Origin of the sequence: Streptomyces sp. NPDC021225, from assembly GCF_044332865.1 — a bacterium.
Lineage (GTDB): Bacteria > Actinomycetota > Actinomycetes > Streptomycetales > Streptomycetaceae > Streptomyces.
In genome coordinates, this window is sequence record NZ_JBIRPV010000011.1 from 228,845 (window position 1) to 254,353 (window position 25,509).

Below are 25,509 nucleotides of genomic sequence, written 5' to 3' on the forward strand. Positions count from 1 at the left end.
CGACGTGCCGCGTCAGTGAGGCGTTAGTGAGACGTTAGCCCACTGCGCTCGGCCGGGGGTCACCCCCTGTTCGGACAGACTCCCCGCCGAGACCTCCGGTGCCGCGCCGACCCCACCCACCCCACGAAACGGCTGGTGGCGCACGTTAAGGTAAGCCTTACCTAATGCGAGGAGGGGTTTGTTGTGCGTGTGCGCAGAGCCGGGGCCAGGGCCCTGCCGGCCGTGGCCGTGACCATGGCCGTGACCGTCGTGGGCGGACTGCTGGCCGGGTGCTCCACGGGCGGTGGCGGCGCGGACGGCACCGACAAGGGATCCCGCAACCTGGTGGCGGGCGCGTCGACCGGCCCGACGGCCGCCCCCAGCCGACTGGCCCCCGGCATGGGCGCCGAGGAGCCGGACGGCACCTTCCCGCGCACCGTCAAGCACGTCGTCGGCACCACCGAGGTCAAGAAGGCCCCCGCCCGGATCGCCGTCCTGAGCACCGGGCAGCTGGACGACCTGCTGACCCTCGGCGTCACCCCGACCGCCGCCACCCGCGCCGAGAACGGCGGGCTGGTCCCCGGCTATCTGCGGACCGCGTTCCCGGACCGGCGCGAGCGGCTGGCCGAGATGACCGACGTCGGCACGCGCAACGCGCCGAACCTGGAGGCCCTCTCCGCGGCCCGCCCGGATCTGATCCTGGCCAACGCCAGCCTCAAGGCGCTCTATCCGAAGCTGTCGAAGATCGCCCCCACCGTGCTGACCCAGGGCCAGGGCATCAACTGGAAGCGCGACCTGCTGCTGGTCGGCGCGGCCGTCGGCAAGGGCGAGCGGGCGCGGAAAGTCCTGGACGCCTACGAGAAGAAGGCCGCCGCGGACGGTGTGTCCGGCGCGGCCGGCGTATCCATGGTTCGCTTCACCGCCGACCGGACCCGGATGTTCGGCGTCTCCTCCTTCACCGGATCCATCGCCGTGGACATGGGCCTGTCCCGGCCCGCGTCCCAGCGGTTCCGGGCGATCTCACAGGACATCAGCGCCGAGCGGATCGACATCGCCGACGGCGGCTGGATCTTCTATTCGGTCCAGGGCGACCCGGCGAAGACGGACGCCGGCAGCGTGCTGGCCGGGCCGCTGTGGAAGTCGCTCAAGGCGGTCAAGGCCGGACACGCGGTCCGGGTCGACGACGACGCCTGGTACCTCAACGCCGGTCCCACCGCCGCCCGTCTGGTCGCCGACGAACTGGCCGACTCGCTCGGCGGCACGTCCGAGTAGCGCCCAGTGGCCCCTCCTCTCCGTACCCGGCCCGTGCGTGCCCGGCCCGTCCGTACCCGCCTCGGGTGGCTGCTCGCCGCGGGCGCGCTCACCCTCGCCGCGGTCACCGCCAGCATCGCCGTCGGCACCCGCCCGATCCCCCCGGCCACCGTCTGGGACGCCCTGCTGCACGGCGGCGCCACCCCCGACGCGCTGGTCGTACGGACCCTGCGGGTGCCGCGCGCCGCGGTCGGGGTCACCGCCGGGGCCGCGCTCGGCCTGGCGGGCGCCGCGCTCCAGGCCATCACCCGCAACCCGCTCGCCGACCCGGGCATCCTCGGGCTCAGCCAGGGCGCCTCGGCCGGGGTCGTGCTGGCCATCGTGTCCGGGCTGGCCGGCGGCTTCAACGGCTATGTCTGGTACGCCTTCGGCGGAGCGATCGCCGCCGCCTGCCTGGTGTACCTGGTGGCGCTGCGCAGCCGGGGCGGGGCCACGCCCGTCAAGCTGGCGCTCGCCGGGACGGCGCTGTCCGCGATGGTGGCCGGCGCCACCTCCGTCCTGCTGACCGCGGACTCCGCGACCCTGGACCAGTACCGCTTCTGGCAGGTGGGTTCCCTCAGCGGGCGCGACAGCGGGACCGTCACCCAGATGCTGCCGTTCCTGGCCGTCGGCGCGTTGATCGTCGTCGCCCGCGCCCGCGGCCTGGACGCGCTCCTCCTCGGCGACGAGACCGCCCGCGCGCAGGGCCACCGCGTGGGGCTGATCCGCGTCACGGCGGCGCTCGGCGCGGCCCTGCTGACGGCCGCCGCCGTGGCCGCCGCGGGCCCGGTCGCCTTCGTCGGCCTGGCCGCGCCCCATCTCGCCCGCCGCCTCGCCCGGGGCAGCGGCGGCGGCTACGGCTTCGTCCTCCCGCTGTCCGCGCTGCTCGGCGCGAGCCTGCTGCTGGCCGCCGATGTCGCGGGCCGCGTGGTGCTCGCCCCGGCGGAGGTCCCGGCCGGGGTGATGACGGCGCTGGTGGGGGCGCCGGTGCTGGTGGCGCTCGTACGACGCAGGGGCGTGGCGGGGTGAGCGGGGAGAGCGGGGTGAGCGCGGCACCGGGGACGCGCCGCGACCCGGGGCCAGGCCGGGCGAGCGGAACGCTCGTGCTGCGCCGCGGCCCGTACTCGATCACCCTGCACCGCCGCTCGCTGCTGGTCGCCGCCATCCTGCTGGTGCTGCTTGCGGGCGCGCTGGTCGCGGCGGCCTGCGTCGGTCAGCCGTTCGTCCCGCCCGGCGAGGTCTGGCGGATCCTGCGCGGCGAACCCAGCCGGGACGCGCTCGTGGTCGGCGAACTCCGCGTCCCCCGGGCCGTGCTGGGCGCCCTGGTCGGCGCCGCGCTCGGGCTGTCCGGAGCGCTCATCCAGAGCGTCACCCGCAACCCGCTGGCCAGCCCCGACGTCATCGGCGTCAGCCACGGCGCGGCGGCCGCCAACGTGACCGCGCTCGCCACCGGCCTGGTCACCTCGCCCGGCGCCCTCCCGCTGGTCTCCGCCGTCGGCGGGCTCGCCGCGGCCGCCCTCGTCTACGTACTCGCCTGGCGCGGGGGAACGGCGCACTCGGGCCGGTTCGTGCTGACCGGGACGGGGATCGGGGTGGCGCTCTCCGCGGTCGTGCAGCTGTACGCGAGCGAGAGCGAGCCGTCCCAGGCCGAGCAGGTCAAGCTCTGGCTGACCGGCAGTCTCAACGGCCGTGGCTGGGCGGAGGCCGAGCCGCTCGCGCTGGCCCTGCTGCTGGCGCTGCCCGCGCTGGTGGTCGCCGCCCGCGCGCTGCGGGTGACCGGGCTCGACCCCGACACGGCCGCCGGGCTCGGCGTCCCGGTGGCCCGCGTCCGCCTCGGGCTCACCGCCCTCGGCGCCCTGCTCGCCGCGGCGGCCGTGGCGGCGGCGGGCCCGATCGGCTTCATCGCCCTCACCGCCCCCCAGCTCTCCCGCCGCCTCACCCGCACCCCCCACCTTCCCCTCGCCACCTCGGCCCTGACCGGCTCCGTCACCCTCGTCCTCGCCGACCTGGCCGCCCGCACCGCGCTGCCCCCGCTGGAGATCCCGGCGGGCGCCCTGACCGCGGCGGTCGGGGGCCCGTACTTCCTATGGCTCCTGACCCGCCGCTGAACGGCAGAAGCGGCAGCCGTCCCAGTACGGCAGGGCGCTCAGCACCCGGTGCGGTACGCACGAGGCGACCGCGGCTCCGTCCGGCCCGGGGAAGACACCGCCATGGCCGCGTACGGCGTCGGCCGGGTCGAACGCCTCGACCATGGCCCTGAACCGCCGCAGATACCCCTCCGCGAACGGCGGCTCGTACCCCAGCTCGTCCCAGCGGTGCCGGCGCAGCGCGAGGTCGACGACGCGCCCCACGAAGTCCTTGGCCCGGGCCCGCTCGGCGCGGGTCGCCCCCCAGTCGATCTCCTCCAGGTCGAATCCGACGGCGCCCCGCCCCATGACGTTCTGGTCCTGAAGGGTCAGGAGGGCGGCGAAGCGGAAGTCCCACGGGTCGCGCGCGAGATCGGAGACGGCGAGTGTCAGGACGTCGAGGAAGACATCCGTCCCCCCGTTGGACAGCGAGAGCCCGCCGCCACCGCCGCCCCCGAACCCCCCGAACACGTTGCCCACCCGCGCCACGGTACGCGGCGCTCAGGGGTGCATACGGGCCCCCTTGAGCACCTTGTCGACCGCGTTGCGCGGCCCGTACACGGCGAGCCCCACCAGATCCAGCTGGTCCTTCGGCACCGCCCGCACCGCCGCGCGGTTGTCCCGGTCGTTGCCGGTGGCGAAGAGGTCGGAGGTGAACACGGCCCGGGGGAGCGCGCGGGACAGGGCGCGGGTGTGCGCCGCGGTCAGCGTCTCCTTCGTCCCCTCGAAGACCAGGACGGGCTGGCGGAACATCGGCAGGTAGGCGGTGCCGTCGGCGTCGGCGTACGGCTCGCCGATCACTTCGGGCAGCTCCGAGCCGAGGCCGCTGACCAGGAACGCGGTCACATTCAGCCGCTGCCAGGTCGGCAGGTCCTCCCGCAGCACCACGGCGATCTTGGTGTCGAATCGTACGGGCGTGGTCTCAGTCGTCATGGTCGTCATGCTTGTCGTGCTCGTCATGCTCCGAGGCTGCCGAGCACCCCGCCGTACCGTCTTGTACGTTTCTTGCATGGTGTCCCGGCACGAGGTGTCCGCGTGGCGCCCGCGGGTGCCGGGCGTCGTGGAGGTCTTCCACGCCCACTTCACCGAGCACGCGTACCCGATGCACGTCCACGACGTGTGGACGCTGCTGATCGTCGACAATGGCGCGGTCCGCTACGACCTGAACCGCCGCGAGTGCGGCACCCCGCACGACACGGTGTCCCTGCTGCCCCCGCAGGTCCCGCACAACGGCTCGCCCGCCACCCCGCAGGGTTTCCGTAAACGCGTCCTCTACCTGGACCTGTCCCAGCTGGACGAGGGCCTCATCGGCCCGGCGGTGGACCACCCCGACATCGTCGACCCGCTCCTGCGCCGCCGCATCGGGCAGCTGCACGCGGCGTTGACGCGGCCCGGCGACGAACTGGAGGCGGCCAGCCGTCTCGCCCTGATCGGCGAGCGGCTGCGCGGACACCTGCTGCCCCGGCTCGCCGCCACCCCGCCCGACTCCGACCCGGGCGTGGCCCACAGCCTGCGGGAACTCCTCGACGAGCGGCTGTTCGACGGCATGACCCTGGACGAGGCGGCCACGCTGGTGCCCGCCCACCCCACCCATCTGGTCCGGGCGTTCAGCACGGCCTTCGGGATCGCCCCGCACCAGTACCTGATGTCCCGGCGCGTCGACCACGCCCGACGGCTGCTCCTCGACGGCCGACCGCCCGCGGAGGTGGCCACCGCGGTGGGCTTCTACGATCAGTCGCACCTGACCAGGCACTTCAAGCGGTTTGTGGGCGTCACCCCGGGCCGCTACGCCCGGAACGCCGTCGTCACGACGGTCATCCGCTGACCGTCAGGCTGGAGTTCCCACTGCTCTGATAGCCCTCCGTCGCGAGGATCATGTAGTACTTGAACGTGCCGAGGCCCATTCCGGAACGGGCCCATGCGTCGAAGTGGTTGCCCGTGGTGATGGTCCCGCCCGTGCGCTTCGACTGCCGGACGCTCCAGTACTGGTTGAAGGTCCGAGTGCCCTCGACGGAGGGCGCGTTGTAGCGCGTCGTCTGGTAGATGTCGTACGTACCGCCGTCACTGGTGACCGCGCCCTTGTACGTGCCCGTGGGCCGATAAGTGCCCCAGCTGTCGACGACGTAATACTCCACGAGCGGATTCGAGGTCCACCCGTAGAGCGCTAAATATCCATTGCCGGACGGATTGAAGCTGCCCGAGTAGCTCACATTCCTGCGTCCGCCGGTGCTCCAGCCCTTACCGCAGACAAAATTGGAGCAGTTGGTCCACGAGGTCCGGTAACTGCCGCCGGACGCCAGGGTCATGGAGACCGAGCCACCGCCGTCGGTCCAGAACGAATAGTAGAAGCCGTTGTTGGTGCCGGTCTGGTTGGTGGTGATCGTCGTGTCGGCGCGCGCGGTGCCCGGGACCATCAACCCGGAGGTGACCAGTGCCAGGGCGCCGGCCCGGCCGATGAAGCCTCTGCGGCTGGTCGGGCGGGCGGGGGCGTCGTCCTCGTGCATGATGCTCCTCCTCATGAAGCTGACGGGCCGTTGATGCCGACAGTGTTGAACCGGCTCCATGGGGTGTCAACAGTTTCCGCAAGGGTTCCGGAAGGCCGGACTTGATCAGGGATCTTCTGAAAAAGCATTTCACCTGGTGGCGGGGTCGACACATTGATCAATTCAAGACGAATAACGAAAACCCCAGTGCCGTGGGCCAGGATTCGAGCCGATATACCGAAAACTTTTCGGAGATATTCCGGATCACGCTGTCCGATCACAACGGGGCGGAGTCCCTGCCCCAGACGAAGACCTCGGAGCTCGGCTGACGTTCCGAGAACCGGCCCGCCGGGGAGGCCGCCCCCAGCAGTCCGCGCAGGTCCGCCTCGAACGCATCACGGCGCGTGCCGAACAGATGCGGAGCCGAGAAGGACATCGAGAACACCCCCGCGACGACATCGTCCGGCGTGCGTTCCAGCGCCTGCCCGCCGGGAACGACCACGCGCCGGGGACCGGAGAACCCCGCCCGCGCGAGCACCGCCGCCTCGCCACCCGGCGTTCCCTGCGGCAGCACCCCCCGGCCGGCCCGTCGGACCGGCCCCAGATAGCGCCTGACCAGTTCGTCGATCGCCGCATAGGGCACCGCGGGATACGGGAGACCGTCCACGCTGCGGATCTCCGTCTTCAAGTCCGAGACATGCACCAGCGCCCCGCCCGGCCGGAGCATGCCCCTGACGGTCGCCGCCACCAGGTCGCGATCCATCCAGTGGAAGGACTGCGCGAAGGTGGCCACGGTGAAGGAGCCGAGATCCGCGGGCAGATCCTCGGCCCGGATCCGCACCCACCGCGCCTTTCCGGCCACCCCCGCCTCGGCGGCCCCGCGCCCGGCTTCGTCGATCATCCCGCGGTCCGGGTCCACCCCGACCACCTCATGGAACACCTGCGCCAGACTCAGGGCCAGGGTGCCCGGCCCGCATCCCACGTCGATGAGGCGCCCCCGCCCGTCGAGCCGCAGCACCTCGGCGAGCACGTCCGCCAGCCCGGGGGCGTACGGGAGCCTCCCGCGCCGGTAGTAGGCCGCCGTGCCCGAGAACAAGGTGTCGTCCCACTCCCAGCCGTCCATCACGTCCATCACATCTGAGGGGCGTGCCGAGCCTGGTAGGCCGGAAATCGCACGAGGTCGGTGAAGTCCTGGTCGGCGTCGGGCCAACGGCCGCGCAGCAGGGCGGCGATGCGCTGGAGCCAGGCGGTGAGGTGGGGCAGGGCGCGGTGGCTTCGAGGGTGGCGACGAGCTGGGGGCGGCTGCGGTCGCCCGGTGGGCGGGCGTCCAGCAGGGCGAACCGCTCCAGGCGGAGGCGGGCGTCGGCCGGGCCGGAGGCATGCAGAAGGACGTTGTTGGCTTCCGCGTCCCCATTGCCGAGGGCGAGAAACGGCCCCGGGGCGGCCAGCTCATCCACCACCGCGCCGATCTCGGTGGCGGGTCCGGCCTCCAGCGGCACCCCGAGTCCCACGGCGTGCTCGATCCCCCTGTCGCGGTACGGGGCGAGCCGCCCGGCCCGGTCGGCCGCGGGGTCGACCGGCCCCAGCCCGGCCCGGCGCGCGTAGTAGTCCTCGGCCCGCCCGGCGGTGGCCGCGCCCAGCTCACCGAGGGCACGGGCGAAGGCGGCCAGCCGGTCGCCGTGGGCCGCCGCTCCGTCGCGCCGCAGCAGCCGGTCCAGGGTGGTGCGCGGCGCGAGGTCTTCCAGGACCACGAACCCGGCCGCCGCGTCGGCGGCGATGACGCGAGGGGCGAGGGCGATCCCGACGTCGTCCCGGAGAAACCGGAGCGCGGCCACCTCGGTACGCAACCGCCACCCGGCGTCACGCCCCTGGACGGGTCCGCCCTCGGCCCACTTGACGACAACGGAAGGCGCCACATCCGCACCTCGAACCCGCACCCGGGCCACGGCCCAGGGCTCCAGCCGCTCCCAGCGCTCGACGCCCAGCAGCTCCCTCAGGGCTGCGGCGCGGGCGCTGTCGCTCTCGCTCTCGCTGGGCTCGGGCATCCGCTCAACCTATGCACCGGCATCGCCGAACGCGACCGAATTAGCGGCGCGTTAGCCGGGCGGCAGTAGATCGTCAGCGCCGCCGAACAGGCTTGTTGTCACGGCCCCTGAAGGACGGGGATGAAGCCCGCGACAACAGGGGGACACATGTCATGCCATGCCGAACTCCGCCACCTCCGTAAGGTCGCCGCCGCCGCGGTGGTCGCCACCGTGGCAGCGTTCGCGCTGGCGGCATGCCAGGACACCGCGACCGCCAACGACGCGGCGCCCTCCGCCATCACGGTCGACGCCGTCGGCGGGGGCAAGTAGCGGGCGCGATGGCCACCGATGGAGATCTGGCCCGCGACCTGGACACGGCACCCCCGGCAGACTGCTTCCAGTGCTGCCGTTCTTTGAGGAGTTGCCATGCAGGTCGCCGTGGTCACCTTTGACGGGTTCAACGAGCTCGACAGCTTCATCGCCTCCGCGTTGATCAACCGCTGCCGCTCGACCCTTCGCGACAGCTGATCGGCGCGCAGTGCTCGGGCGCGCTGGTGCTCGCCCGGCTCGGGTTGCTGGACACCATGCCCGCCTGCACGGACATCAAGAGCCGGCCCTATGTCGAGGCTTGCGACGTCACCGTGCTGGACGCGCCGTTTCACGCCGAGGGGAACATCGCCACGGCGGGCGGCTGCCCGTCGTCCCAGTATCTCGCCGCGTGGGTGATCACCCGCACCCTCGGGGAGGCCGCCGCGCGCGACGTCATCGACTACGTGGCTCCGGTCGGCGAAAACCAGGAGACCGTCGAGCGCGCCATGCGGGCCCTGTCCGGCGGGCTCGTCACCGCCGGACAGGGCCGCATCCGCTCAACGCTCTGATTGCGGGTTACTGGTCGGTTCCGCCGTCGTAGGGGACGGCGTCCGCCGCGTCGGTGTGCCAGTTGGTGACGATGGGCTTGTCGACGGTGATGGTGTCGACGGGCAGGGAGACGGGGTTGGGGTCCTTGGCGCCGATGGCGACGATGATGCTGTTGAGTTCCTTGCCGCCGTTTTCGTTGGTGGTCTTGGGGTTGACCCCGGCGTAGGCGGTGGTTCCCTTGCCGAGGGTGACCGCTTCGCCTACGGCTTGTTCGGCGGGGCCGGCTTCGGTGCCGTCCGATCCGAAGGCCACGGTGGGGAGTTCGGCGGGCAGGACGCAGGTGATCCCGGGCTTGGCCTTCGCGATGATCAGGATGTATCCGCCGGCCTGCGTCTCGGACCTGGTGCTCCAGGAAATGTCGTTGGCCCCGCACTCCTGCCCGACTGCGGCCTTCTCGCCGTTGCCGACGTCGGCGCCGGAGCCGTCGCCCTTCGTGCCGGAGGACTTGCCGTTGCTGTCGCTGTTGCTGTTGCCTGCGGTCGATGAGCCGGAGGCGGTGTCCTTGCCGGCCTCGGCCTCGGCCTTGGCGGAGGAAGACGAGTCACCCGACTGACCACTCGCGTCGTCCGAGTTCTGACAAGCGGTGGCGAGCATCGCGGCAGCCACCAGCAGACTGGCACCGGCGAACGTACGGACTCGGGTGCGCGTGGTACGCATGGGAAGACTTCCTTGTCATGAGTGGAACGGTGCGCCCGGCGACGTTTCGCTCGGTCTGGTAGTCAGCTTGCCGACGGCCGCTATCGTTTCGTTGGCGTGCCGCTAACGCAGCGCTGCCGCGGTGGCAACGGGCGTACCTTCATGATCATAAGGCGGAGCGATGGTGCTCTGAGCGGGGCTGCCGCGGTGGTCAGGTGAGGCGGCGGAGCGCGTCGGGGGTCAGGTCGGCGAGGGTGGGGTAGCCGTCGACGGCCATGAGCAGGTCGGCCTCGGCCAGCAGGGAACGCAGGACGTGGACGACGCCGTCGGTGCCGGCGAGAGCCAGGCCGTAGAGATAGGGGCGGCCGACGCCGACCGCGGTGGCACCCAGGGCGAGGGCCTTGATGACGTCCGCCCCGGTGCGGACGCCGGAGTCGAACAGGACCGGCAGACCGTCGGCGGCCTCGACCACCTCCGGCAGCGCGTTGAGCGCGGGCAGGCCGCCGTTGGCCTGGCGTCCGCCGTGGTTGGAGCAGTAGACGCCGTCCACGCCGCCGTCCTTGGCGCGACGGACGTCGTCGGGGTGGCAGATGCCCTTGAGGATCAGCGGCAGGTTGGTGATCGACCGCAGCCAGGGCAGGTCGTCCCAGGTGAGGGGGTTGCCGAAGATCGTCGCCCAGTGCATCACGGTCGCGGTCGGGTCGTCCTCGGGAGCCTTGGCGAGCCGGGAGCGGAAGACCGGGTCGCTGGTGTAGTTGGCCAGGCAGTGGCCGCGGAGCTGGGGGAAGTTGCTGGCTGCCAGGTCACGGGGCCGCCAGCCGGGGATCCAGGTGTCGAGGGTGACCACGATGGCCTTGAAGCCCGCGGCCTCGGCCCGGTGGACCAGGCTCTCGGCCACCTCCCGGTCGGAGGGGGTGTAGAGCTGGAAGAAGCCGGGCGTGTCGCCGAACTCGGCGGCGACTTGCTCCATCGGATCGACGGTCAGGGTGGAGGCGATCATCGGCACGCCGCTACGGGCGGCGGCGCGGGCGGTGGCGAGGTCACCGTGGCCGTCCTGCGCGCACAGACCGACCACGCCGACCGGGGCCATGAGCAGCGGTGTGGGCAGGTGCATCCCGAACAGGTCGACGGACAGGTCGCGCTGGGTGGGGCTGACCATCATGCGGGGGATGAGGCCCCACTGCTCGAACGCGGTGACGTTGGCCCGCTGGGTGTATTCATTGCCCGCGCCGCCGGCCACGTAGGAGCGCACCGCGGGCGGCATGGCCGCCTCGGCCAGCGGCTCCAGATCGTCGGAGGTCATGGGCAGGTTCGGCAGCACCCCGCGCAGCCCGTCGAGGTAGATCTCGTTCTGGTAGTCGGCGAAAGCCATGATCCCGTCCTCCTGCACGCCCGCCGGGTGCGGGCTCTCGAAGTCCACAAGGGGAGAGTGACGCACGAGGGCAGCGCAACGCGGGTTTCTGGCTCAGATCTGAGAGGAAGACCCTGGTGGACCACTCGAGATGTCGCCCTGTTTGTTCGCATTTAGGGTGAGTCTCGTGATGCGAATACACAAGATCATCCCGTTACTGACGGTTGTCGTCTTTGTGTTGTTGCATGTCTTCGCCTATCCAGGCACACGCTTCTCCAATGACTCATACCGCTACGCCCGCTCAGCGTACGAGTTCTTGGGCGACCCCTACCGGAAAGCCCAGGACAAAGCGTTGCGGGCCTACTGCGCGGACACGGCGGCCATGCTTCAGCGAAACCGCATGCTGCATCAGATCGAGTTCCGGGCCCCGGTGCGCAGCTATGAGTTCCAGGATTGCCTCACTGAGCACGCGGATGGCCTCAACCCCAGCAATCCGCGGTACGAGGCGCTCTTCCATGCTCGCCTCGCCTATCCACTGGTGGCCGCGCCGTTCGTCCGGCTCTTGGGGGCCAAGGCGGGGCTGACGGCGGTTGCCCTGGGTTTCACGGCGCTCGGAGGGCTGCTGGTCCTGGTGCTCCTGCGCGCGCTGCGTGCACCGCCTCCGGTGGCATGGCTCGGTCAGTGCCTGTACTACGTCACGCCGATAGGGCTGTGGGGCAGCCGGCCCATGACGGAGGGGCCGATGATCGCCCTCATGGTGGCCATGCTGCTCGGCGCGGTGTGGCTGTGCCAGGGGCGGCGGGTGGCGGGGGCTCTGCTGTCCGTGGCGGCCTTCGCGCTGGGTTTCGCGGTCAAGTACTCAAGCTTCGCCCTGGTGGGGCCATGCCTGGTGGCGGCGAGCGCGTTGGCGCTGATGTTCGTTCCACAGGCCCGGCACAAGGGCACGCGCTGCCTGCTCATCGTCTCGCTCTTCGAGTCCCTGGTCGCCTTTGCGATGAGCCGGGCGCTCCGGTTGCCCGGATTGGAGGATTCGCTCCAGGACACCTTCTCCCTCCACTGGACGTATGCCGAAGTCGCCGACCCATGGCGCCGACTGGCCCGGCTCGATGTCAACTACTGGTGGCAGTGGCTACAGGGAGAGGCGTTGGCTCCCTCCCTGCTCTTCCTCCTGGCATTGGGCGTCTGGGGCGCGATGAGCCGCTCGGTGCCCATCGCGCTCTGCCTGATCGCCGTGGGCGGTACGGGCCTGCTGACGTCCGTTGCCCACCCGGTGGCGATGGAGGGCGACAGGCTCTACGTGCAGGTGTGGCTGATAGTCGTCGTCGGGCTGCCCCTCCTGGTCGAGCGGCTGCGCAGGAGCGGCGGGGCCCCCGGCGCGCCGCCTGTGCGAAGTGATCCTCTGCTGAAGAGCAACGGGCGTCGGCGAAGAACGGCTCGTCTCGAGCGACTGCCCCCGACCTCCCGACTGGAGGGGGTCGACATGCGCCCCGATACGCATCCCGGCTGAGGTGCGCACGCTTCGGCGCCGCCCACCCGATGAGGGCCGGGCGGCGCCGGTTGTGGTCAGGAGCAGGGCTTGTAGAACTTGGCCCAGCCGTTGCTGGGCATGGACGGCGGCTCGCCGGTGGACCCGAACGCGCCGTACTTCGTCTTCAGCTCGTAGTCGAAGTCCCCTGGGCCGCTGTTCGGGTCCGTCAGGCGCACGTCCCGATCCAGTTGCCCGTCACCGTTGTTGTTGAGGATCGCGAGGTCCGGGTAGGCGTCGCCGCCGTAGTTGGCGATCCGAAGCTGCTGGACCTCGCCGTGGTCGCCGATGTCGGAGTGCCGGGCGTGGGCGGAGCTCAGGTTCGCCCGCTTGAGCGGGCCGGGGCGGTATTGCGCGACGCGCGCTGTCGAGGGGTCGTCGATGCCGGACGGCTTGACGATGTTGACGACCATGTCCAGGGTGCCGTCCTTCTGGAAGTCGGCGACCGCGGCGGACGCGACCTCCCCCGTCTTCGCGCCCAGGAGTTTGCTGACGGCGTGCTTCGTTCCGAACGAACCGTCCGCGGTCCCCCACTGGATCGTCATCTTGGTTCCGGTGTGCCCCGGATTCGTGATCTTGTCCGGGCGACCGTCACCGTCGAGATCGCCGACCAGCGTCGTGGCGCCGGCCAGGCACGGGCCCGTCGCCTTGGCGGCCATGCCGGCCCGCTCTGCGCCGCCCGAGGGCGACGACCCGGCCGCAGCGGCCTGGTAACCGGCGACGGTCAGGGACAAGGCGACCGCCGCGATCGGGGCGGCGATCAGAAGTGAGCGTTTGCGAGGCATGTACGAACTCCTAACGTTGTTGCTGCGAGGGAGATGCTGGTAACGCCGGCTGAACGAAGCCTGAAGCGCTCATGGGCAGCTACGGCAGCTGTCGTTGGGTTACTGGTCGGTTCCGCCGTCGTAGGGGACGGCGTCTGCTGCGGAGGTGTGCCAGTTGGTGACGATGGGCTTGTCGACGGTGATGGTGTCGACGGGCAGGGAGACGGGGTTGGGGTCCTTGGCGCCGATGGCGATGATGATGCTGTTGAGTTCCTTGCCGCCGTTTTCGTTGGTGGTCTTGGGGTTGACTCCGGCGTAGGCGGTGGTTCCCTTGCCGAGGGTGACCGCTTCGCCTACGGCCTGTTCGGCGGGGCCGGCTTCGGTGCCGTCCGATCCGAAGGCCACGGTGGGGAGTTCGGCGGGCAGGACGCAGGTGATCCCGGGCTTGGCCTTCGCGATGATCAGGATGTATCCGCCGGCCTGTGACTCGGACCTGGTGCTCCAGGAAATGTCGTTGGCCCCGCACTCCTGCCCGACGTTGCCACGCTCGCCGTCGCCGACGTGGGCGCCGACACCATCCTGGGTTCCTGTGTCCTGCGCGACGAAGGTCTTGATCGATGCGCCAGAGCCGGTGTCCTGGTCAGCCGCAACCGCAACCGCAGCCACGGCGGAGGCCGACGAGTCACCGGACTGACCACTCGCGTCGTCGGAGGACTGCCAAGCGGTGGCGAGCATCGCGGCAGTCATCAGCAGCCCGGCACCGGCGAACATACGGACTCGGGGGCGGGCGATCAGCATGGGAGGACCTTCTTCGTCATCAGCGGAGTAGTGCACACAGCGACGTATCGCCCGGTGTGGCACTCACCTTGCCGGTGGCGGCTACCGTCCCATTAACGCGCCACTAACGAAGCGTTGGCGCTCCCGCGTGGGCCGACTCGGTGGGGGTCTGGTTCGCATCCATCGGTCGTTTACCGGCGCCACGTACGGTGACAGCTTCACTCGCGTAACCATGGTCGGGGGACGGCATGGCGCTGCGTATTCAATTCAGGTGCTCGGCGGCTTCGCGCCTGCTAGTCGCAGGGGCAGGCTAGATGGAGAGAGCCTGTCCATACTCGGTCGCATGGATGAGACAGCGCACGGCAAATCCCTCCTCGGTGAGTTCCTGTCCCGGCGCCGGGCTCAGTTGAAGCCGGCGGACGTGGGGTTGCCGGACTACGGCGACCGGCGGCGGGTGCCGGGGCTGCGGCGTGAGGAACTGGCCCAGTTGGCCGGCGTCAGCGTGGCCTACTACATCCGGCTGGAACAGGGGCTGTCGCTCAACGCCTCGCCGCAGGTCCTCGACGCGCTGGCCACGGCTCTGCGGCTGGATGACGCGGAGCGGCGCCACCTGCACACCTTGTCCGGTGACGTCCGGCAGAGCCGTCGCCGGCTCCCCGCCGAGCGTGTCACCGCGGCGATACGCCAACTGGTGGATGCCTTCGGGGACTCACCCGTGGTGGTCCTCGGCCAGCGCTCGGACGTCCTGACGTGGAACCGCACCGGGCATGCGTTGTTCGCCGGGCATCTGGCCCCGGACAGCCCGGATCAAGCGGCCACGCGACCCAACACCGCCCGGATGGTATTCCTGGACGCCCACACGCGGGACCTGTACGTGGACTGGCCCAGGAAAGCACGGGATGTGGTGGGCAAACTGCGGCAGGCGGTCGGCAAGTATCCGGACGATCCGCATCTGGCCTCCCTCGTCGGCGAGCTGACGATGCGCAGCCCGCATTTCGCCACGCTGTGGGCTCAGCACCGGGTGCGCGCCTGGGGCTTGAACGAGTACCGGATGCGCCATCCGATGGTCGGGGAGCTGGACGTGTGTCAGCACTCGCTCCCGGTGCCCCGGGGGCAAGGGATCCGGCTGGTGGTGGTGACGGCGGCGCCCGGCTCCGCCGACCAGGCGGCACTGCGATTGCTCAACCAGACCCTCCAGCCCGCCGCGGACATGTCGGCGACCGCCCGCCCTGCCGCCGGCACCCCCGCACACATCGTTCCTGCCGTACACCCCTGATCCGGCCGTATCCGGTCATCTGGCCGTCACAAAGCCACAGTCCGCCCGACATCACCCGACAGCCTCCGGCCCGAGGCTGTCGGGGAGCGCCCCGGGGGCCTCGTCACGCACGCTTTCCGGCCGCCGATGACACTGCCGCCCCTCTTTCCTCTCCCCTGTGTCCCCGCCCGCCGGCATCACGCATTCGGCGCTCGCACGCGATGGGCGGACACACGCCGACATTGATCTTGGGCGGGGCGCGTAGCCGGCTCCCCCCTTCCATCGCGGAGAACATCCGCAGAGGCCCGCACAGTCACCCTTTGACCCCTCCTGGAGGTTCCCCATGTCCACCACACCCGTCACGGCTTTCGCCGGGGTCATCGACACCATCGCCCACCTGGTCGAGGCCGTGGAGGAGGAGCAGTGGAGCGCGCCCACGCCCTGCACCGACTGGAACGTCCAGCAGATGGTCGACCATCTGCTGTTGGGCCAGCACACGTTCGCCGTCGTGATGGGGGCGCAGCCGCCCCGGCCGGCGCTCGACCCCGCTCCGGAAGCGCTCAAGAAGGCGTTCCGGACATCGGCCGCCGCCCTGGTGGCCGCCTTCGAGCGGCCGGGAGCGCTGGAGCGCACGGTGCGGGCCCCGATCGGTGAGGTGCCCGGCGCTGTGGCACTGCATCTGCAGACCATCGAGCACCTGGTGCACGGCTGGGATCTGGCCCGGGCCATCGGCCAGAAGGCCCTGTTCGACGAGGCCACGGTCGAGCGGGAGACCGAGTTCGCCCGCGGCCTCACGGCACAGATGCCGTCTGGACCGGGCGCTCCGTTCGCGCCGTCCCGGACCGCTCCGGAAGACGCCCCCGCACTCGACCGGCTGGCCGCACTGCTCGGACGCGACATCACCGAGTGACCCTCACGCAGGTCACCGCAGTACACGCCGGCCGCAACCCTCTCGAGGAACAAGGACAACAATGAAGAAGACGAAGCTGAACATCGCCATCGCGAGCGCAGCACTTGTCGCTGCCGTGGCCACCGGAACGGCGTTGGCCGCGAACGGTTCGTCTGCCGGATCCGGCTCCACATCCGGCGCCGAGCAGACCCGGGCCGAGCAGGCCGAGCAGAAGAAGCCCAGCGCCATCAAGGCCGACGGCTCGAACGTGTTCCCGCACTCGCTGGACTTCGACGCGCGGTCGAACACGTTCCTCGCCGGGTCGCTGAAGCGCGGCACGGTCTCCGCCGTCAGTCCTGACGGAAAGGTGCGCACCCTCATCGACGACCCGGAAATGGTGTCGGCGCAGGCCGTCCTCGTCGACCGCGAACGGGACCGCATCCTGGTCAGCAATGTGGACTACGGCACTGCCGACCGTTCCAGGAAGAACGCCCCCTTCCGCGTCGCCGGTGTGGGCAGCTACGACCTGGAGAGCGGGAAGCAGGACTGGTGCGTCGATCTGACCGCGGTCACCCTGGACGGCAAGCAGCACCTGATCTCCGACGTGACGGTGGCGCCCGACGGCACCGCGTACGCCGTCGACGAGCTGACCCCGACGGTGTTCCGCATCGACCGCAAGGGCCGCGCCTCGGTATTTCTGCAGAACGACCTGCTCAAGGGCACGCTTGACATTCCCGACTTCCTGAACGATGTGGGCATGACAGCGGTGGAGTGGGTGGAAGGAAACCACCTGATCATCGCCATGGCCGACGGCTCCCTGGTACGGGTGCCCGTCAAACATCCCGAAAAGGCGCAGGAGGTGAAGCTCTCCGCGCCCCTGGGGTCCCCCACGGCCGGCATGCGGCTCCTGAAGGACGGCTCGATCGCGGCGGTCAGCAGCGGTCTGCTGACCGGCAAGCCCGCCCAGATCCAGCGTGTGGAGCCCCGTGACGGCTGGAAGAAGGCCACGGTGAAGGTCACCGACACCGTCGAGGATCCCGTCACCAGCGACGTGACCGCGGGACCGGACGGGACGACGTACGCGCTCAGCGGCGGGCTGGCCGACCTCCTTGCGGGCAAGCCCAACGACGGGTTCAGCCTGACCCCCGTCAAGACCGATTGAGCCGGCAGCCGTTCCCCCGGACGACCTGCGGTCGCCACTCCCACGACCTGCGGTATCAGGACTTCCGCGTCGGATGCGAGACGGTGCCATGCGGCGTCGTTGCGGGGCGAGAAGATCGGCATCACACGGTCATCACCGCGTGATGGCCGCGCGGCGTACTCCGTCTCCCCACCACAGCAGGAAAGTACGCAACGGAGCGATAGTGCTCTGAGCGGCGGCTTGTTCAACTGCGCGGTCGAGGTGCTCGACGAAGGAACGCAACTGGGCGGGGGCGATCTGGGCAACCGCTGCCCGGAGTGCTGCCGGAGGGAGCGCCGGCATGGGGCTCAGGGGCCCGTCGGGGGCAGGGGGCTGCTCGGTCATCGGAACGTCTCCTGGCGGGTGGTCTACGTGGTCATCGTGAGCCTGGCCGTTGGTACGGACGCTGGGCTGGGCCTACGCCCGCGCCTCGTTCGCCACACAACGCCCGACGCGTCTCGATCGCTCTGGCCCAAGCGTGATCGCGTTGGGGTGGGTTCTGGTGCGTTGTCGCGAGTCGCCAGAGGGGCCAGCGGCCCCGAGCAACGGCAGAGCCCCGGGCCGATGGCCTGGGGCTCTGCCGTGTGTGGAGCGGGTGACGGGAATCCAACCCGCGCTCTGAGCTTGGGAATCACGGGGCCGTCAGCACGGATTATGCCGTTGACCAGCGCGAATGGGCGCTGTGGGCAAGCGGCCACGCCTGCCGCAGTACCCGGCATTGACCGCTGTTTACCGCTCCATCTGGTGCGCTTCTGGTGCGGAACCTGGCGCACTGCCGATCAGTCCGCGCTGGGGTCCAGTCCCTCGAAGCGAGATCTGTTCACCCGCTAAAGATCGGAGAATGGGGGGATCACTCGCGTGATCGCGATGAGGCGCAGACGGGGGAGGGGCAGCGCGTAGAACCAGCCGTCGACGAGCAGGGGGATGCGCCGCACTCCGCCTGGCACACCCCGTCGCGGTCCTTGACCGAGATCCGTGACGTCAACGCCGACGTCGGCCAGTGCAACCATCTCTCCCGCGAGGCGCTCAACCTCGGCGACCACCTGCGGGGGCAGGCCCGACACGATCTCGGCGTCCGGGTCATACTCCCAACGCCATTGGTCCCGGTCGCTCACGCTGCTCCCTGCTCCTGGTCGATGCCGGCTTCAGCGCATGCTGTGTCAAGGATGCGACCGATCTCCGCCGCAAGTTCGCGAGCCTCGTGGATATCGTCGGTCTCGGCCGCACGGGCTTCCAGCGCCCGCAGGCGGGCGGCTCGGGCCGGGTGGCGCTCGACGGCCACGTAGACGGCCCACTGCCCGACGAAGCGACGCATGGGTGCCGCGCTCACCTGCTCTCGGGACTGCCGGAGTGCCGCGGCGCGCTCGGCATCAAATGTCGGCAGTGCGTCCGGGGCGATCAGCGCAAGAGCAGCGCGCAGTTCCTCAGGCGTGCTGGCCGGCTGGGCGATGCGGTGAGCTTCCGGATCACTGTCGGCGATGTCGTGCATCGGATGTTCGGGCTGCGTGGTCATCGCGGTCTCCAGTGAGGATCGGCAGGTCCGCTGTGCGCCCTACGGTACGTGTTCGTCCCTCTCGTGCGCATGGAGATGGTCCGCTTCAGCTCACTCGGCGGGCTGCTGACCGCCGCCACTTTAACGGCGGCAAGCCGTCTTGGCTGAGAGGGGGAGGAGTCGGCCCGGCAAGGCGACCGGTCGGCATGCCTAGCGCCTGATCTGGCACGCAACGGGCACGGGGGCTACAGAGAGGTCTAGACAACAAGCAAGGCCCGGGTCGCTGACCTGGGCCTTCGTCGTGGAGCGGGTGACGGGAATCGAACCCGCGCTCTGAGCTTGGGAATCACTGGGTGATCAGCCCTAAGCACGTCGCTGACCTGCGTAATCTGGTGCCGTCGGCTGTTCGGTAGGCCCACCAGGCACCCGTAATTGACCGCTGTTGACCGCCGTATCTGGTGCGCATCTGGTGCGGCGGACGCTTTCCCGGCCGGGCTGCGCCGCACCTGCCCTGGCTCGCCTTGCGGCAGCCAAAGGCCGATCGCATGCAGGCTTGTGCCGTAGCGACTGATCAGCCGAGCCATGTGACGCGAGTGATCACAACCAGCTCGAGGCGTTCCAGCGCCATGAACATGAAGAAGCCACGTCCTCCGAAGATGTCCTGTGTCCGCAGACCTCCGCCGTGCGCATTTCCGCGGCCGACATCGACTGCGTCGCGGCCCAGGACCGTCAGCTGCTCAGCCAAACGCTCTACCTCGGCCACGACTTCGTGAGGCAGGCCGCCTACGACATGCTCAGCATCGGGGTCGTAGTCCCAGGTCCAGGTATCGCTCACGCGGAGATCTCGTGGTGGGCCAGGTCTGTGATCTGGTGGATCTCGGAGAGTGCGGAGCGAAGGGTCTCGCGGTCGGTGGCTTCTTGCGCTACGGCCTCCAGCTCGCGAAGGCGTGCGGCGCGGGCCGGGTAGCGCTGAATGGCGACGAACTCGCCCCACCACTGCAAGAAGGTGCGCAGCGGAGCGATGGTGCTCTGGGCGGCGGCTTGTTCGACCGCGCGGTCGAGGTGCTCGACGAAAGACGGCAGCTGGGCGGGGGCGATCTGGGCGACCGCTGCGCGGAGTGCTGCTGGAGTGAGCGCTGGCATGGGGATCAGGGGCCCGTCGGGGGCAGAAGGCTGTTCGGTCATCGAAACGTCTCCTGGGCGGCGGTCTGCGTGATCATCATGAGCCTGGCCGTTGTTGCGGTCGCTGGGTTGAGCCTACGCCCGCGCCTCGTCCGCCACACAACACCCGACGCGTCTCGATCGCTTTGGCCCAAGTGTGACCGCGTTGCGCCTGGATCGAACCCGCGCTCTGAGCTTGGGAATCAATGACACTCTCCGGGGCTGTGGTGCGGCTGACCAGGGAAAACGTGGCCAAAAGGGCGTGTGCGCGGGGCTTGGTTGCGCCGTTTTTGACCGCTGCTGACTGCTGCTAAGGGCATGGATAGGGCACGAGGCCAGCGGATGCGCAGAAGGTTCTTCGTTTCCGTCGGTTCAGCGGGATGCATCGCCTGCAAGCCCACCCGGCCCGAGGCCGGCCTTGCAGAGGCAAACCCGAGCGCCGCGTCCAGCTGCCGTGGCTGTCTCCGCGCCTGGGTGCCCAGGGGCGAACGCTCCGGTAGCCGCTGAGACCAACGCTGGGGGCCGAAGCAGCGTCGGGGCGGGTGCGGTGGGGTGGGGCGAGGCCGCGATGAGCCCCTGTGGGGGCGTGGCGTCGGGCCACCACGCCCCGCCCGCGGAGCCAGGGGGGAACCTGCTGGTCATGCTTACACCGTGACGAGATGGTCGGCGGTGCCGCCGCACCACTCGATCAGGAGGAGCGTCGCGTCGTCGGTGGTGACCCCGCCGCGTTCTCGCATCAGGGTGTGGGACAGGCCGCGTACCATTTCCTGTACGCCTTCGCCCACGCACCCCGCGCGGTCCACGAAGTCGAGCAGTCGCTCCTCGCCGAACTGCTCTTCGCCGGTGCGGTGCTCCTCAATGAGACCGTCAGTGAAGAAGAGGATCCGGTCGCCGCGGGACAGCGCCTGGTCGCTGATCTGCGGGATGGCGCCGCCGAAGCCGACGGGCAGGGTGCCCGGGCTCTCCAGCGCCTGGACGACGTGGTGGTCACGGATCAGCAGGGGTGCCGGGTGCCCGGCGTTGACCCATTGCAGGTGGCCGGTTCCGATATCGAGGCGCAGCATCTGCGCCGTGACGAAGTGGTCGGGCCCGAACTGCTTGTCGATGGCCGTGTCCATGAACATGTACAGGTCGGCGAGGCCGACGTCGGTGCGTCTGGCGTGCCGGTAGGCGCCGATGGCGACGGTGGCCAGCACGGCGGCGTCCAGCCCGTGACCCATGGCATCGATGATGGCCACGTGCAGGATGTTGTCGTTCAGGGCGTAGTCGAAACTGTCACCCGCGACGTCGTAGGCGGGCTCGAGGATTCCGGCCACCGCGACCTGCGGGGTGACCATGGTCAGCGGGGGCAGCAGCGACCATTGGATCTCCGCGGCCAGGCTCATCGGCTCACGGCGCCGGGCCTGGAAGAACTGATCGGTATAGCTGTTCTTGGTGACCAACATGTCGGCGACCAGGCCGGCCAGGCGCCGCAGCAACCGCCGGTCGTCGTCATCGACGGTGCTCAGGGTGACGGCCAGCACCCCCACCACGTCGCTGCCGTCCAGGAGCGGCAGGAACATCCGTACGCCATCGGCCTGCGGCTGTTCCACCATCGCCGCGCTGAGAAAAGCCCTGCCGGCCTGAGAATCGTCGATCCGCTCGGGCTCCCCGACCACGAGTCTCATGCCCGGCAGGGGAGCCAGCATCAGCTGGTCGTAGTCCTGAAGGAGGATCGAGACGTCCCGCCCGCCGATCCTGCCCACTTCCTCCGCGACCAGCGGGGCGATCAGCTGGGGCGGCATCTCGTGAGCCCGGTCCAGCAGCACACCCAGCAGCCGCTCACCGAATCCCTCTGACCGATCCACGGTGACTTTACGGAAGTCCCGTTCACCTTCCGTCATAGCGACCTCGTTTCGCCGCAGCGCCTCACACAGAGGCGAGCCTCAGCGCTGTTCGCCGCATTTCGGTCCTGCTGCCTCCTCCACCCCCAGCATCGCGCACATGAGGGTCTGCGACACCTGCCGCCAGGTCGCCGTAGCGCGACCGGTGCCTGAGGCGGCCGAAGAGCAATGCGCGCGCCCCGCCGGAGGCGCCTTGCCGTGGTTACCGCATCAGCCCAGCGACGCACTCTGAAGATCGCCGTGAGCTGCACAGCCATCGGCACCGTGTCCTGTTCCTTGGCCTGTAGAGGTGCTCGCACCGTCGAGGCGCAGGCAGAGCGAGGATCACCTCGTGGATATTGCCCTGCTCCCTGCCGTCGCGCCGGCGGCGACACAACGGCCCCGGCGTAAACACACCGGGGCCGCCCTTTCGGGACGGTTGCACGTGAGAGTGCACCGGCCCACTCACCATGTTATGCCTGGGGTGTTTTTCCGGCATCGCAGACTTTTTGGGTAATGCGGCGCCTGGGCGGAAGGCCCCCCGCCCCCGTCAGCCACGTTCCTCCTCCTCTTCGCCCTCCATCAGCCGGATCCCCTGGTGCGTCAGTGTGGCCATCGCGGGTGTATTTCCTCGTGCCCAGTCGACTGTGATGAGCCCCTCGCCCGCCAGGTATGCGCAGGCGGCCGCCAGATCCTGCTCAGGGACCTGGAGCTCGTCGCGCAGCTTCGCCCCGGTGATGCCGAGGAGGCGATTGCCTTCCACGGCCTCGTACAGAGCCTTCATGATCGCTTCGCGGTAGTTCTTCCGCTCGCGCAGTGTTGCCATGGTTGCCGTCCACACGTGCAGGGCACCGACGAGGAGTGCGAGGAGTGCATGGACACGGGGCGGCGGTGCCCTGCCCGCACCCGTTGAGGGGCATCGCTTCAGACTTCATCCGTCTGCGTGCGGTCTTGTCCGGAGGACTGACTTGCTAGCAGCCAGGACCGCGCCGGCCCTGCCGTGTGCCTGGTGTCCACGGTGAGATGGAGCCGGGTTCCGCCGTCGGCGCCGGCAGGGTAGCTGCGCTGCTCGGCGCCGGCGAAGCAACGACGGAGTACCTCGGCGACCTGACGGGCGGCCTCGGGGGACGCGGAGACGATACGCACCTCGGCGCGCCCTGGCGAGGGTGATTCGGGTGGCTGCATGGTGACCTCGTTTCATCAGGAGGACCTGGCGGTGGGCGTGGGGCCACGCTTCGCACCCACCGGCCCAGGCCAGGAAAAGGTCATGCATCTTGCGCGGCCCCGTCGCGGTGTTCGAGGTGAGGCGGTGACGACGGGTGATCCGGCGGGCTTGCCGGCTGTCGGCTCTTCCGGCTCCGTGTAGTGGAATGCTGCCATCCGCTCGTTGTGCCGGTCATTGAGCAGATGGATCGGCCGCACTCCTCTGACGGTCATGGCAGTGATCACGGACCCGCTGAAGACGGTCTCCACGTCCTCACCTCCCTTCGGCGGAACTCAGGAGTCCGGTCGGGTTCGGCTGCCGGCCGCCATAGGGGCGGGCCCGCCATCGGTCTCCCACTCCTCCTCCCGGGTGCGGGTCTCCCGGGCGTCACGGGTGGCGGTTTCGTTCGCCATCAGACCGCTGGCGGTGAGGAGGCTGCCCGGGGTGGCTGCGGCGGCCATCAGCCGGGCGGCGGCGGCCGCACTCGTCTCCGGCGGGATCACCAGAAGGTCCCAGCGGCCTGCGGTGTAGGAGAGCAGAATCAACTTGTGCGGGTCCTGCTCGTCAGTGAACCAGCCCACGTGCACCGTGTGCCCGGTCACAGGCACCTCGCGCGGGATCACGGGCCAATGGGCCGGGTTCACGGACACGCGAGTGATACGGCCCCAGCGTGCGTCCAGCACGTCCGTCAGGGCGGGCAGCTCACGGAGGAGATCCCGGGAGCGAGGCCACCACGCACCGTCCAGAAGACCTGGAACCGGGCTCACCGGAGTCAGGGACAGGCGGGCCGGTGGCGAGGGCGCGCGCTCATGGTTGGTCGTACGGTCGATGGTCACGGTCATGGCGCGGACCTGTCCCCGGGCGCATCTTCAACGTCCCGGTGTTGTTGCTCGCCGAGAACGACACCCGCGCGTGTAAGCCGGTGTACGAAGTGCTCCCGGTGTTTTCACTGTACTCCGGGCGTTGGGCCGCTGAGCCCCCGTGTGATCAGCGACTTCTTCAGGAACCCGGGTCTGTGTCCGCAGGGCGTGGGTGAGCCTGGGCGTGCGCTCGGAGTACGGTGAAACCGGCGGCCCACCGAACCTCGCAGAGGGTGAACAGACCATGTCCGACGCAGGCTCTGAGCCAGATGCGGATGCCTGACTATGAGACCTGCATCGAGGTCCCCAAGTCCTCGATCACGGCCCTACTGGAGGAGAACAGTGGACCTGATCAGCCCAGCGTGACGAGCTGTTCAACAGCTTCGAGCGCGACGCCTTCCACCTGGAGCTGAGGGACGACTACGGGTCTCCCATCGAAGACACGCCCTATGCACGGTGGCAGAGGGGCGAGCCCGATGACTAGGCATGGCTCAACCCCTGGATGACCCTCATGAAGCGTGTCACGGGTGAGGGAAAGACCGTCAGGCGCGTGCGTGTCGTCACGGAGCCTCACTCCCAGTACGTCGGCTGGGAGCACTCATTGACCCACCTCAACCTGGAAGCCGCCGAGGACATCCGATGGCTTCCTCGGCACCAGTTGCCGCAGGAAGTGACCTTCCCGGTCGACGGCAACGACTGGTGGTTGTACGACGATCGCCTTCTTGCCGTCGGCCACTTCGACCCGGAGGGCCGAGTGCTGGGGTCGGAAATCATCGAAGATCTGGACATCGTGGCCGACTGCATCCGCGTGCGTGACCTTCTCTGGTCCGCCGCCATCCCCCACGCCGAGTACAAGCCCTGACCCATCAGTGAGCAACCAGGCACAAGAAGCACGACAAGCGCTGGGCGCCCGGCTCCGCGGTTTCCGCAAGGATGCGGGATTCGCGAGCGGCCGGGCGCTCGCCCGCGCGCTCGGCTGGCAGGAATCGAAGGTCTCACGACTCGAAAACGGAAAGCAGAACGCCAGCGAGGACGACATCAGACTCTGGTGTACGGCGACAGGGCGGCAAGACCACATTGATGACCTAATCGCGACCGTGCGCCACATCGACGAACTCTGGCAGGAATGGCGCCGACTACTCCAGACAGGCGCGGAGAAGCGACAGAGCCAGGGCCTTCAGGTCTACGCCAAGACCAAGGTCTTCCGTATCTGGCATCCCACAGTCGTGTGGGGGACGCTCCAGACAGCCGACTACGCCGCAGAGACCTTCAGACAGGTTGTCGACTACTACGAGATCCCCGACGACGCGGAAGCCGCCACGGCCAAGCGGCTTGAACGACAGCAGTACCTGTATCAGGGGAGTCGGATCTTCAACGTGTTGCTCGGCGAACAGGCTCTCTACAGCAACCTTGGCGGCCCGGAGGTGATGAAGGGGCAGCTCGACCGCCTGCTGGCTGTGATGCGGCTAGCTGCGGCCGCCGCCGCCCACGACCGGCACCATCGTGTACGGCTCAAGCCACGACTCCGGCAATGCCCAGAGCAGCGTTCTCTACCTCAGGTGCGTCTGAGAATGGCTCTTGTGCACGGGCGCCAGTCCGCCAGCGCCCGTGCACAATGCCCGAATGAACCCTGCTGAGGCCAACGCCACCCACTGGTCACTGTCCAAGGAGGCAACCGGTCGGCTCATCACCGCGGCCGATCAGAGTGCCGGCCTGCGAGACGAGCAGCAAGA

The 25,509-nt window shown here is 69.6% G+C and carries 27 protein-coding genes and 2 pseudogenes; 13 read left to right on the forward strand and 16 right to left on the reverse strand.

Annotation, left to right across the window (positions count from 1 at the left end; translation table 11 throughout):
* The first annotated feature begins 183 nt into the window (after positions 1–183).
* The 3 genes from ACH4S9_RS36330 to ACH4S9_RS36340 are packed head-to-tail and all read left to right on the forward strand — an operon-like array spanning position 184 to position 3,377.
* Positions 184–1,251 (forward strand): ABC transporter substrate-binding protein, encoded by a 1,068-nt coding sequence (locus ACH4S9_RS36330; RefSeq protein WP_398375823.1) that lies wholly within the window; start codon positions 184–186, stop codon positions 1,249–1,251.
* 33 nt (positions 1,252–1,284) lie between these two features.
* A complete protein-coding gene (locus ACH4S9_RS36335; RefSeq protein WP_398375824.1) occupies positions 1,285–2,298 on the forward strand; it encodes a FecCD family ABC transporter permease in 1,014 nt (337 codons plus the stop codon).
* 14 nt (positions 2,299–2,312) lie between these two features.
* Entirely contained in the window at positions 2,313–3,377 is a 1,065-nt protein-coding gene (locus ACH4S9_RS36340) for a FecCD family ABC transporter permease (RefSeq protein WP_398375825.1), read from the forward strand.
* Here ACH4S9_RS36340 and ACH4S9_RS36345 read toward each other — a convergent pair.
* Together ACH4S9_RS36345 and ACH4S9_RS36350 are read right to left on the reverse strand one after the other, a co-directional pair.
* The gene (locus ACH4S9_RS36345) at positions 3,354–3,875 is read right to left on the reverse strand and encodes a hypothetical protein (RefSeq protein WP_398375827.1); all 522 of its coding nucleotides are present in this window, start codon (positions 3,873–3,875) and stop codon (positions 3,354–3,356) included. The genes ACH4S9_RS36340 and ACH4S9_RS36345 overlap by 24 nt on opposite strands.
* 21 nt (positions 3,876–3,896) lie before the next feature.
* Positions 3,897–4,328: a DUF2000 family protein gene (locus ACH4S9_RS36350; RefSeq protein WP_398375829.1), complete on the reverse strand. Its 432-nt coding sequence runs from the start codon at positions 4,326–4,328 to the stop codon at positions 3,897–3,899.
* A 76-nt stretch (positions 4,329–4,404) separates the two neighbouring features.
* Between ACH4S9_RS36350 and ACH4S9_RS36355 the strand changes: the two genes are divergently transcribed.
* The gene (locus ACH4S9_RS36355) at positions 4,405–5,220 is read left to right on the forward strand and encodes an AraC family transcriptional regulator (protein WP_398375831.1); all 816 of its coding nucleotides are present in this window, start codon (positions 4,405–4,407) and stop codon (positions 5,218–5,220) included.
* Here ACH4S9_RS36355 and ACH4S9_RS36360 read toward each other — a convergent pair.
* Positions 5,210–5,899, reverse strand: a complete 690-nt coding sequence (locus tag ACH4S9_RS36360; RefSeq protein WP_311728496.1) for a glycoside hydrolase family 11 protein — start codon at positions 5,897–5,899, stop codon at positions 5,210–5,212. The genes ACH4S9_RS36355 and ACH4S9_RS36360 overlap by 11 nt on opposite strands.
* A gap of 256 nt (positions 5,900–6,155) precedes the next feature.
* On the reverse strand, positions 6,156–7,010 hold the full coding sequence (locus ACH4S9_RS36365; RefSeq protein ID WP_398375833.1) for a class I SAM-dependent methyltransferase: 855 nt from the start codon (positions 7,008–7,010) through the stop codon (positions 6,156–6,158).
* A 247-nt stretch (positions 7,011–7,257) separates the two neighbouring features.
* Here ACH4S9_RS36365 and ACH4S9_RS36370 point away from each other — a divergent pair, with 247 nt between their 5' ends.
* The 3 genes and pseudogenes from ACH4S9_RS36370 to ACH4S9_RS36380 all read left to right on the forward strand — a co-directional run bounded on the left by ACH4S9_RS36370 (position 7,258) and on the right by ACH4S9_RS36380 (position 8,780).
* Positions 7,258–7,992, forward strand: a complete 735-nt coding sequence (locus tag ACH4S9_RS36370) for a hypothetical protein (protein WP_398375835.1) — start codon at positions 7,258–7,260, stop codon at positions 7,990–7,992.
* Positions 7,993–8,070: 78 nt separating this feature from the next.
* Entirely contained in the window at positions 8,071–8,232 is a 162-nt protein-coding gene (locus tag ACH4S9_RS36375; RefSeq protein ID WP_385347319.1) for a hypothetical protein, read from the forward strand.
* 96 nt (positions 8,233–8,328) lie between these two features.
* Positions 8,329–8,780, forward strand: a pseudogene (locus ACH4S9_RS36380) (hypothetical protein).
* 7 nt (positions 8,781–8,787) lie between these two features.
* On the opposite strand, the gene ACH4S9_RS36385 reads toward ACH4S9_RS36380, so the two are convergent.
* Complete coding sequence (locus tag ACH4S9_RS36385) at positions 8,788–9,477, reverse strand: DUF4232 domain-containing protein (protein WP_398375836.1); 690 nt, start codon at positions 9,475–9,477, stop codon at positions 8,788–8,790.
* Positions 9,478–9,667: 190 nt separating this feature from the next.
* Positions 9,668–10,828: a lactate 2-monooxygenase gene (locus tag ACH4S9_RS36390; protein ID WP_398375929.1), complete on the reverse strand. Its 1,161-nt coding sequence runs from the start codon at positions 10,826–10,828 to the stop codon at positions 9,668–9,670.
* Between the two features lie 166 nt (positions 10,829–10,994).
* Here ACH4S9_RS36390 and ACH4S9_RS36395 point away from each other — a divergent pair, with 166 nt between their 5' ends.
* On the forward strand, positions 10,995–12,314 hold the full coding sequence (locus ACH4S9_RS36395) for a hypothetical protein (RefSeq protein WP_385347323.1): 1,320 nt from the start codon (positions 10,995–10,997) through the stop codon (positions 12,312–12,314).
* 56 nt (positions 12,315–12,370) lie between these two features.
* On the opposite strand, the gene ACH4S9_RS36400 is transcribed toward ACH4S9_RS36395, so the two are convergent.
* Complete coding sequence (locus ACH4S9_RS36400; RefSeq protein ID WP_385347325.1) at positions 12,371–13,117, reverse strand: FG-GAP repeat domain-containing protein; 747 nt, start codon at positions 13,115–13,117, stop codon at positions 12,371–12,373.
* A 99-nt stretch (positions 13,118–13,216) separates the two neighbouring features.
* A complete protein-coding gene (locus ACH4S9_RS36405) occupies positions 13,217–13,894 on the reverse strand; it encodes a DUF4232 domain-containing protein (RefSeq protein ID WP_398375837.1) in 678 nt (225 codons plus the stop codon).
* A 322-nt stretch (positions 13,895–14,216) separates the two neighbouring features.
* Here ACH4S9_RS36405 and ACH4S9_RS36410 point away from each other — a divergent pair, with 322 nt between their 5' ends.
* From ACH4S9_RS36410 to ACH4S9_RS36420, 3 genes are all read left to right on the forward strand, one after another.
* Positions 14,217–15,149, forward strand: coding sequence for a helix-turn-helix transcriptional regulator (locus ACH4S9_RS36410; RefSeq protein ID WP_311728487.1), 933 nt, complete (start codon positions 14,217–14,219; stop codon positions 15,147–15,149).
* 322 nt (positions 15,150–15,471) lie between these two features.
* Positions 15,472–16,038 (forward strand): TIGR03086 family metal-binding protein, encoded by a 567-nt coding sequence (locus tag ACH4S9_RS36415; protein WP_398375839.1) that lies wholly within the window; start codon positions 15,472–15,474, stop codon positions 16,036–16,038.
* Positions 16,039–16,099: 61 nt separating this feature from the next.
* A complete protein-coding gene (locus tag ACH4S9_RS36420; RefSeq protein WP_398375841.1) occupies positions 16,100–17,179 on the forward strand; it encodes a hypothetical protein in 1,080 nt (359 codons plus the stop codon).
* Positions 17,180–18,024: 845 nt separating this feature from the next.
* Here the strand turns inward: ACH4S9_RS36420 and ACH4S9_RS36425 are convergent.
* The 8 genes from ACH4S9_RS36425 to ACH4S9_RS36460 form a co-directional block, all read right to left on the reverse strand.
* Entirely contained in the window at positions 18,025–18,312 is a 288-nt protein-coding gene (locus ACH4S9_RS36425; RefSeq protein ID WP_398375842.1) for a hypothetical protein, read from the reverse strand.
* Entirely contained in the window at positions 18,309–18,710 is a 402-nt protein-coding gene (locus ACH4S9_RS36430; protein ID WP_385347349.1) for a DUF6247 family protein, read from the reverse strand. The genes ACH4S9_RS36425 and ACH4S9_RS36430 overlap by 4 nt, the downstream gene beginning before the upstream one ends.
* Positions 18,711–19,260: 550 nt before the next feature.
* Positions 19,261–19,524, reverse strand: coding sequence for a hypothetical protein (locus ACH4S9_RS36435; protein WP_398375844.1), 264 nt, complete (start codon positions 19,522–19,524; stop codon positions 19,261–19,263).
* Positions 19,521–19,874 (reverse strand): DUF6247 family protein, encoded by a 354-nt coding sequence (locus tag ACH4S9_RS36440; RefSeq protein WP_398375846.1) that lies wholly within the window; start codon positions 19,872–19,874, stop codon positions 19,521–19,523. Before ACH4S9_RS36440 ends, ACH4S9_RS36435 begins: the two co-directional genes overlap by 4 nt.
* A 620-nt stretch (positions 19,875–20,494) precedes the next feature.
* Complete coding sequence (locus ACH4S9_RS36445) at positions 20,495–21,733, reverse strand: PP2C family protein-serine/threonine phosphatase (protein WP_398375847.1); 1,239 nt, start codon at positions 21,731–21,733, stop codon at positions 20,495–20,497.
* Positions 21,734–22,262: 529 nt separating this feature from the next.
* Positions 22,263–22,538, reverse strand: coding sequence for a hypothetical protein (locus tag ACH4S9_RS36450; protein WP_014178208.1), 276 nt, complete (start codon positions 22,536–22,538; stop codon positions 22,263–22,265).
* A 98-nt stretch (positions 22,539–22,636) separates the two neighbouring features.
* Positions 22,637–22,897, reverse strand: coding sequence for a hypothetical protein (locus tag ACH4S9_RS36455; protein ID WP_385347333.1), 261 nt, complete (start codon positions 22,895–22,897; stop codon positions 22,637–22,639).
* Between the two features lie 312 nt (positions 22,898–23,209).
* Positions 23,210–23,758, reverse strand: a complete 549-nt coding sequence (locus tag ACH4S9_RS36460) for a DUF5994 family protein (RefSeq protein WP_398375850.1) — start codon at positions 23,756–23,758, stop codon at positions 23,210–23,212.
* A gap of 427 nt (positions 23,759–24,185) precedes the next feature.
* Here ACH4S9_RS36460 and ACH4S9_RS36465 point away from each other — a divergent pair.
* Positions 24,186–24,638: pseudogene (locus ACH4S9_RS36465) on the forward strand (DUF6879 family protein).
* Between the two features lie 7 nt (positions 24,639–24,645).
* A complete protein-coding gene (locus ACH4S9_RS36470) occupies positions 24,646–25,413 on the forward strand; it encodes a Scr1 family TA system antitoxin-like transcriptional regulator (RefSeq protein ID WP_398375851.1) in 768 nt (255 codons plus the stop codon).
* Positions 25,414–25,509 lie beyond the last annotated feature (96 nt).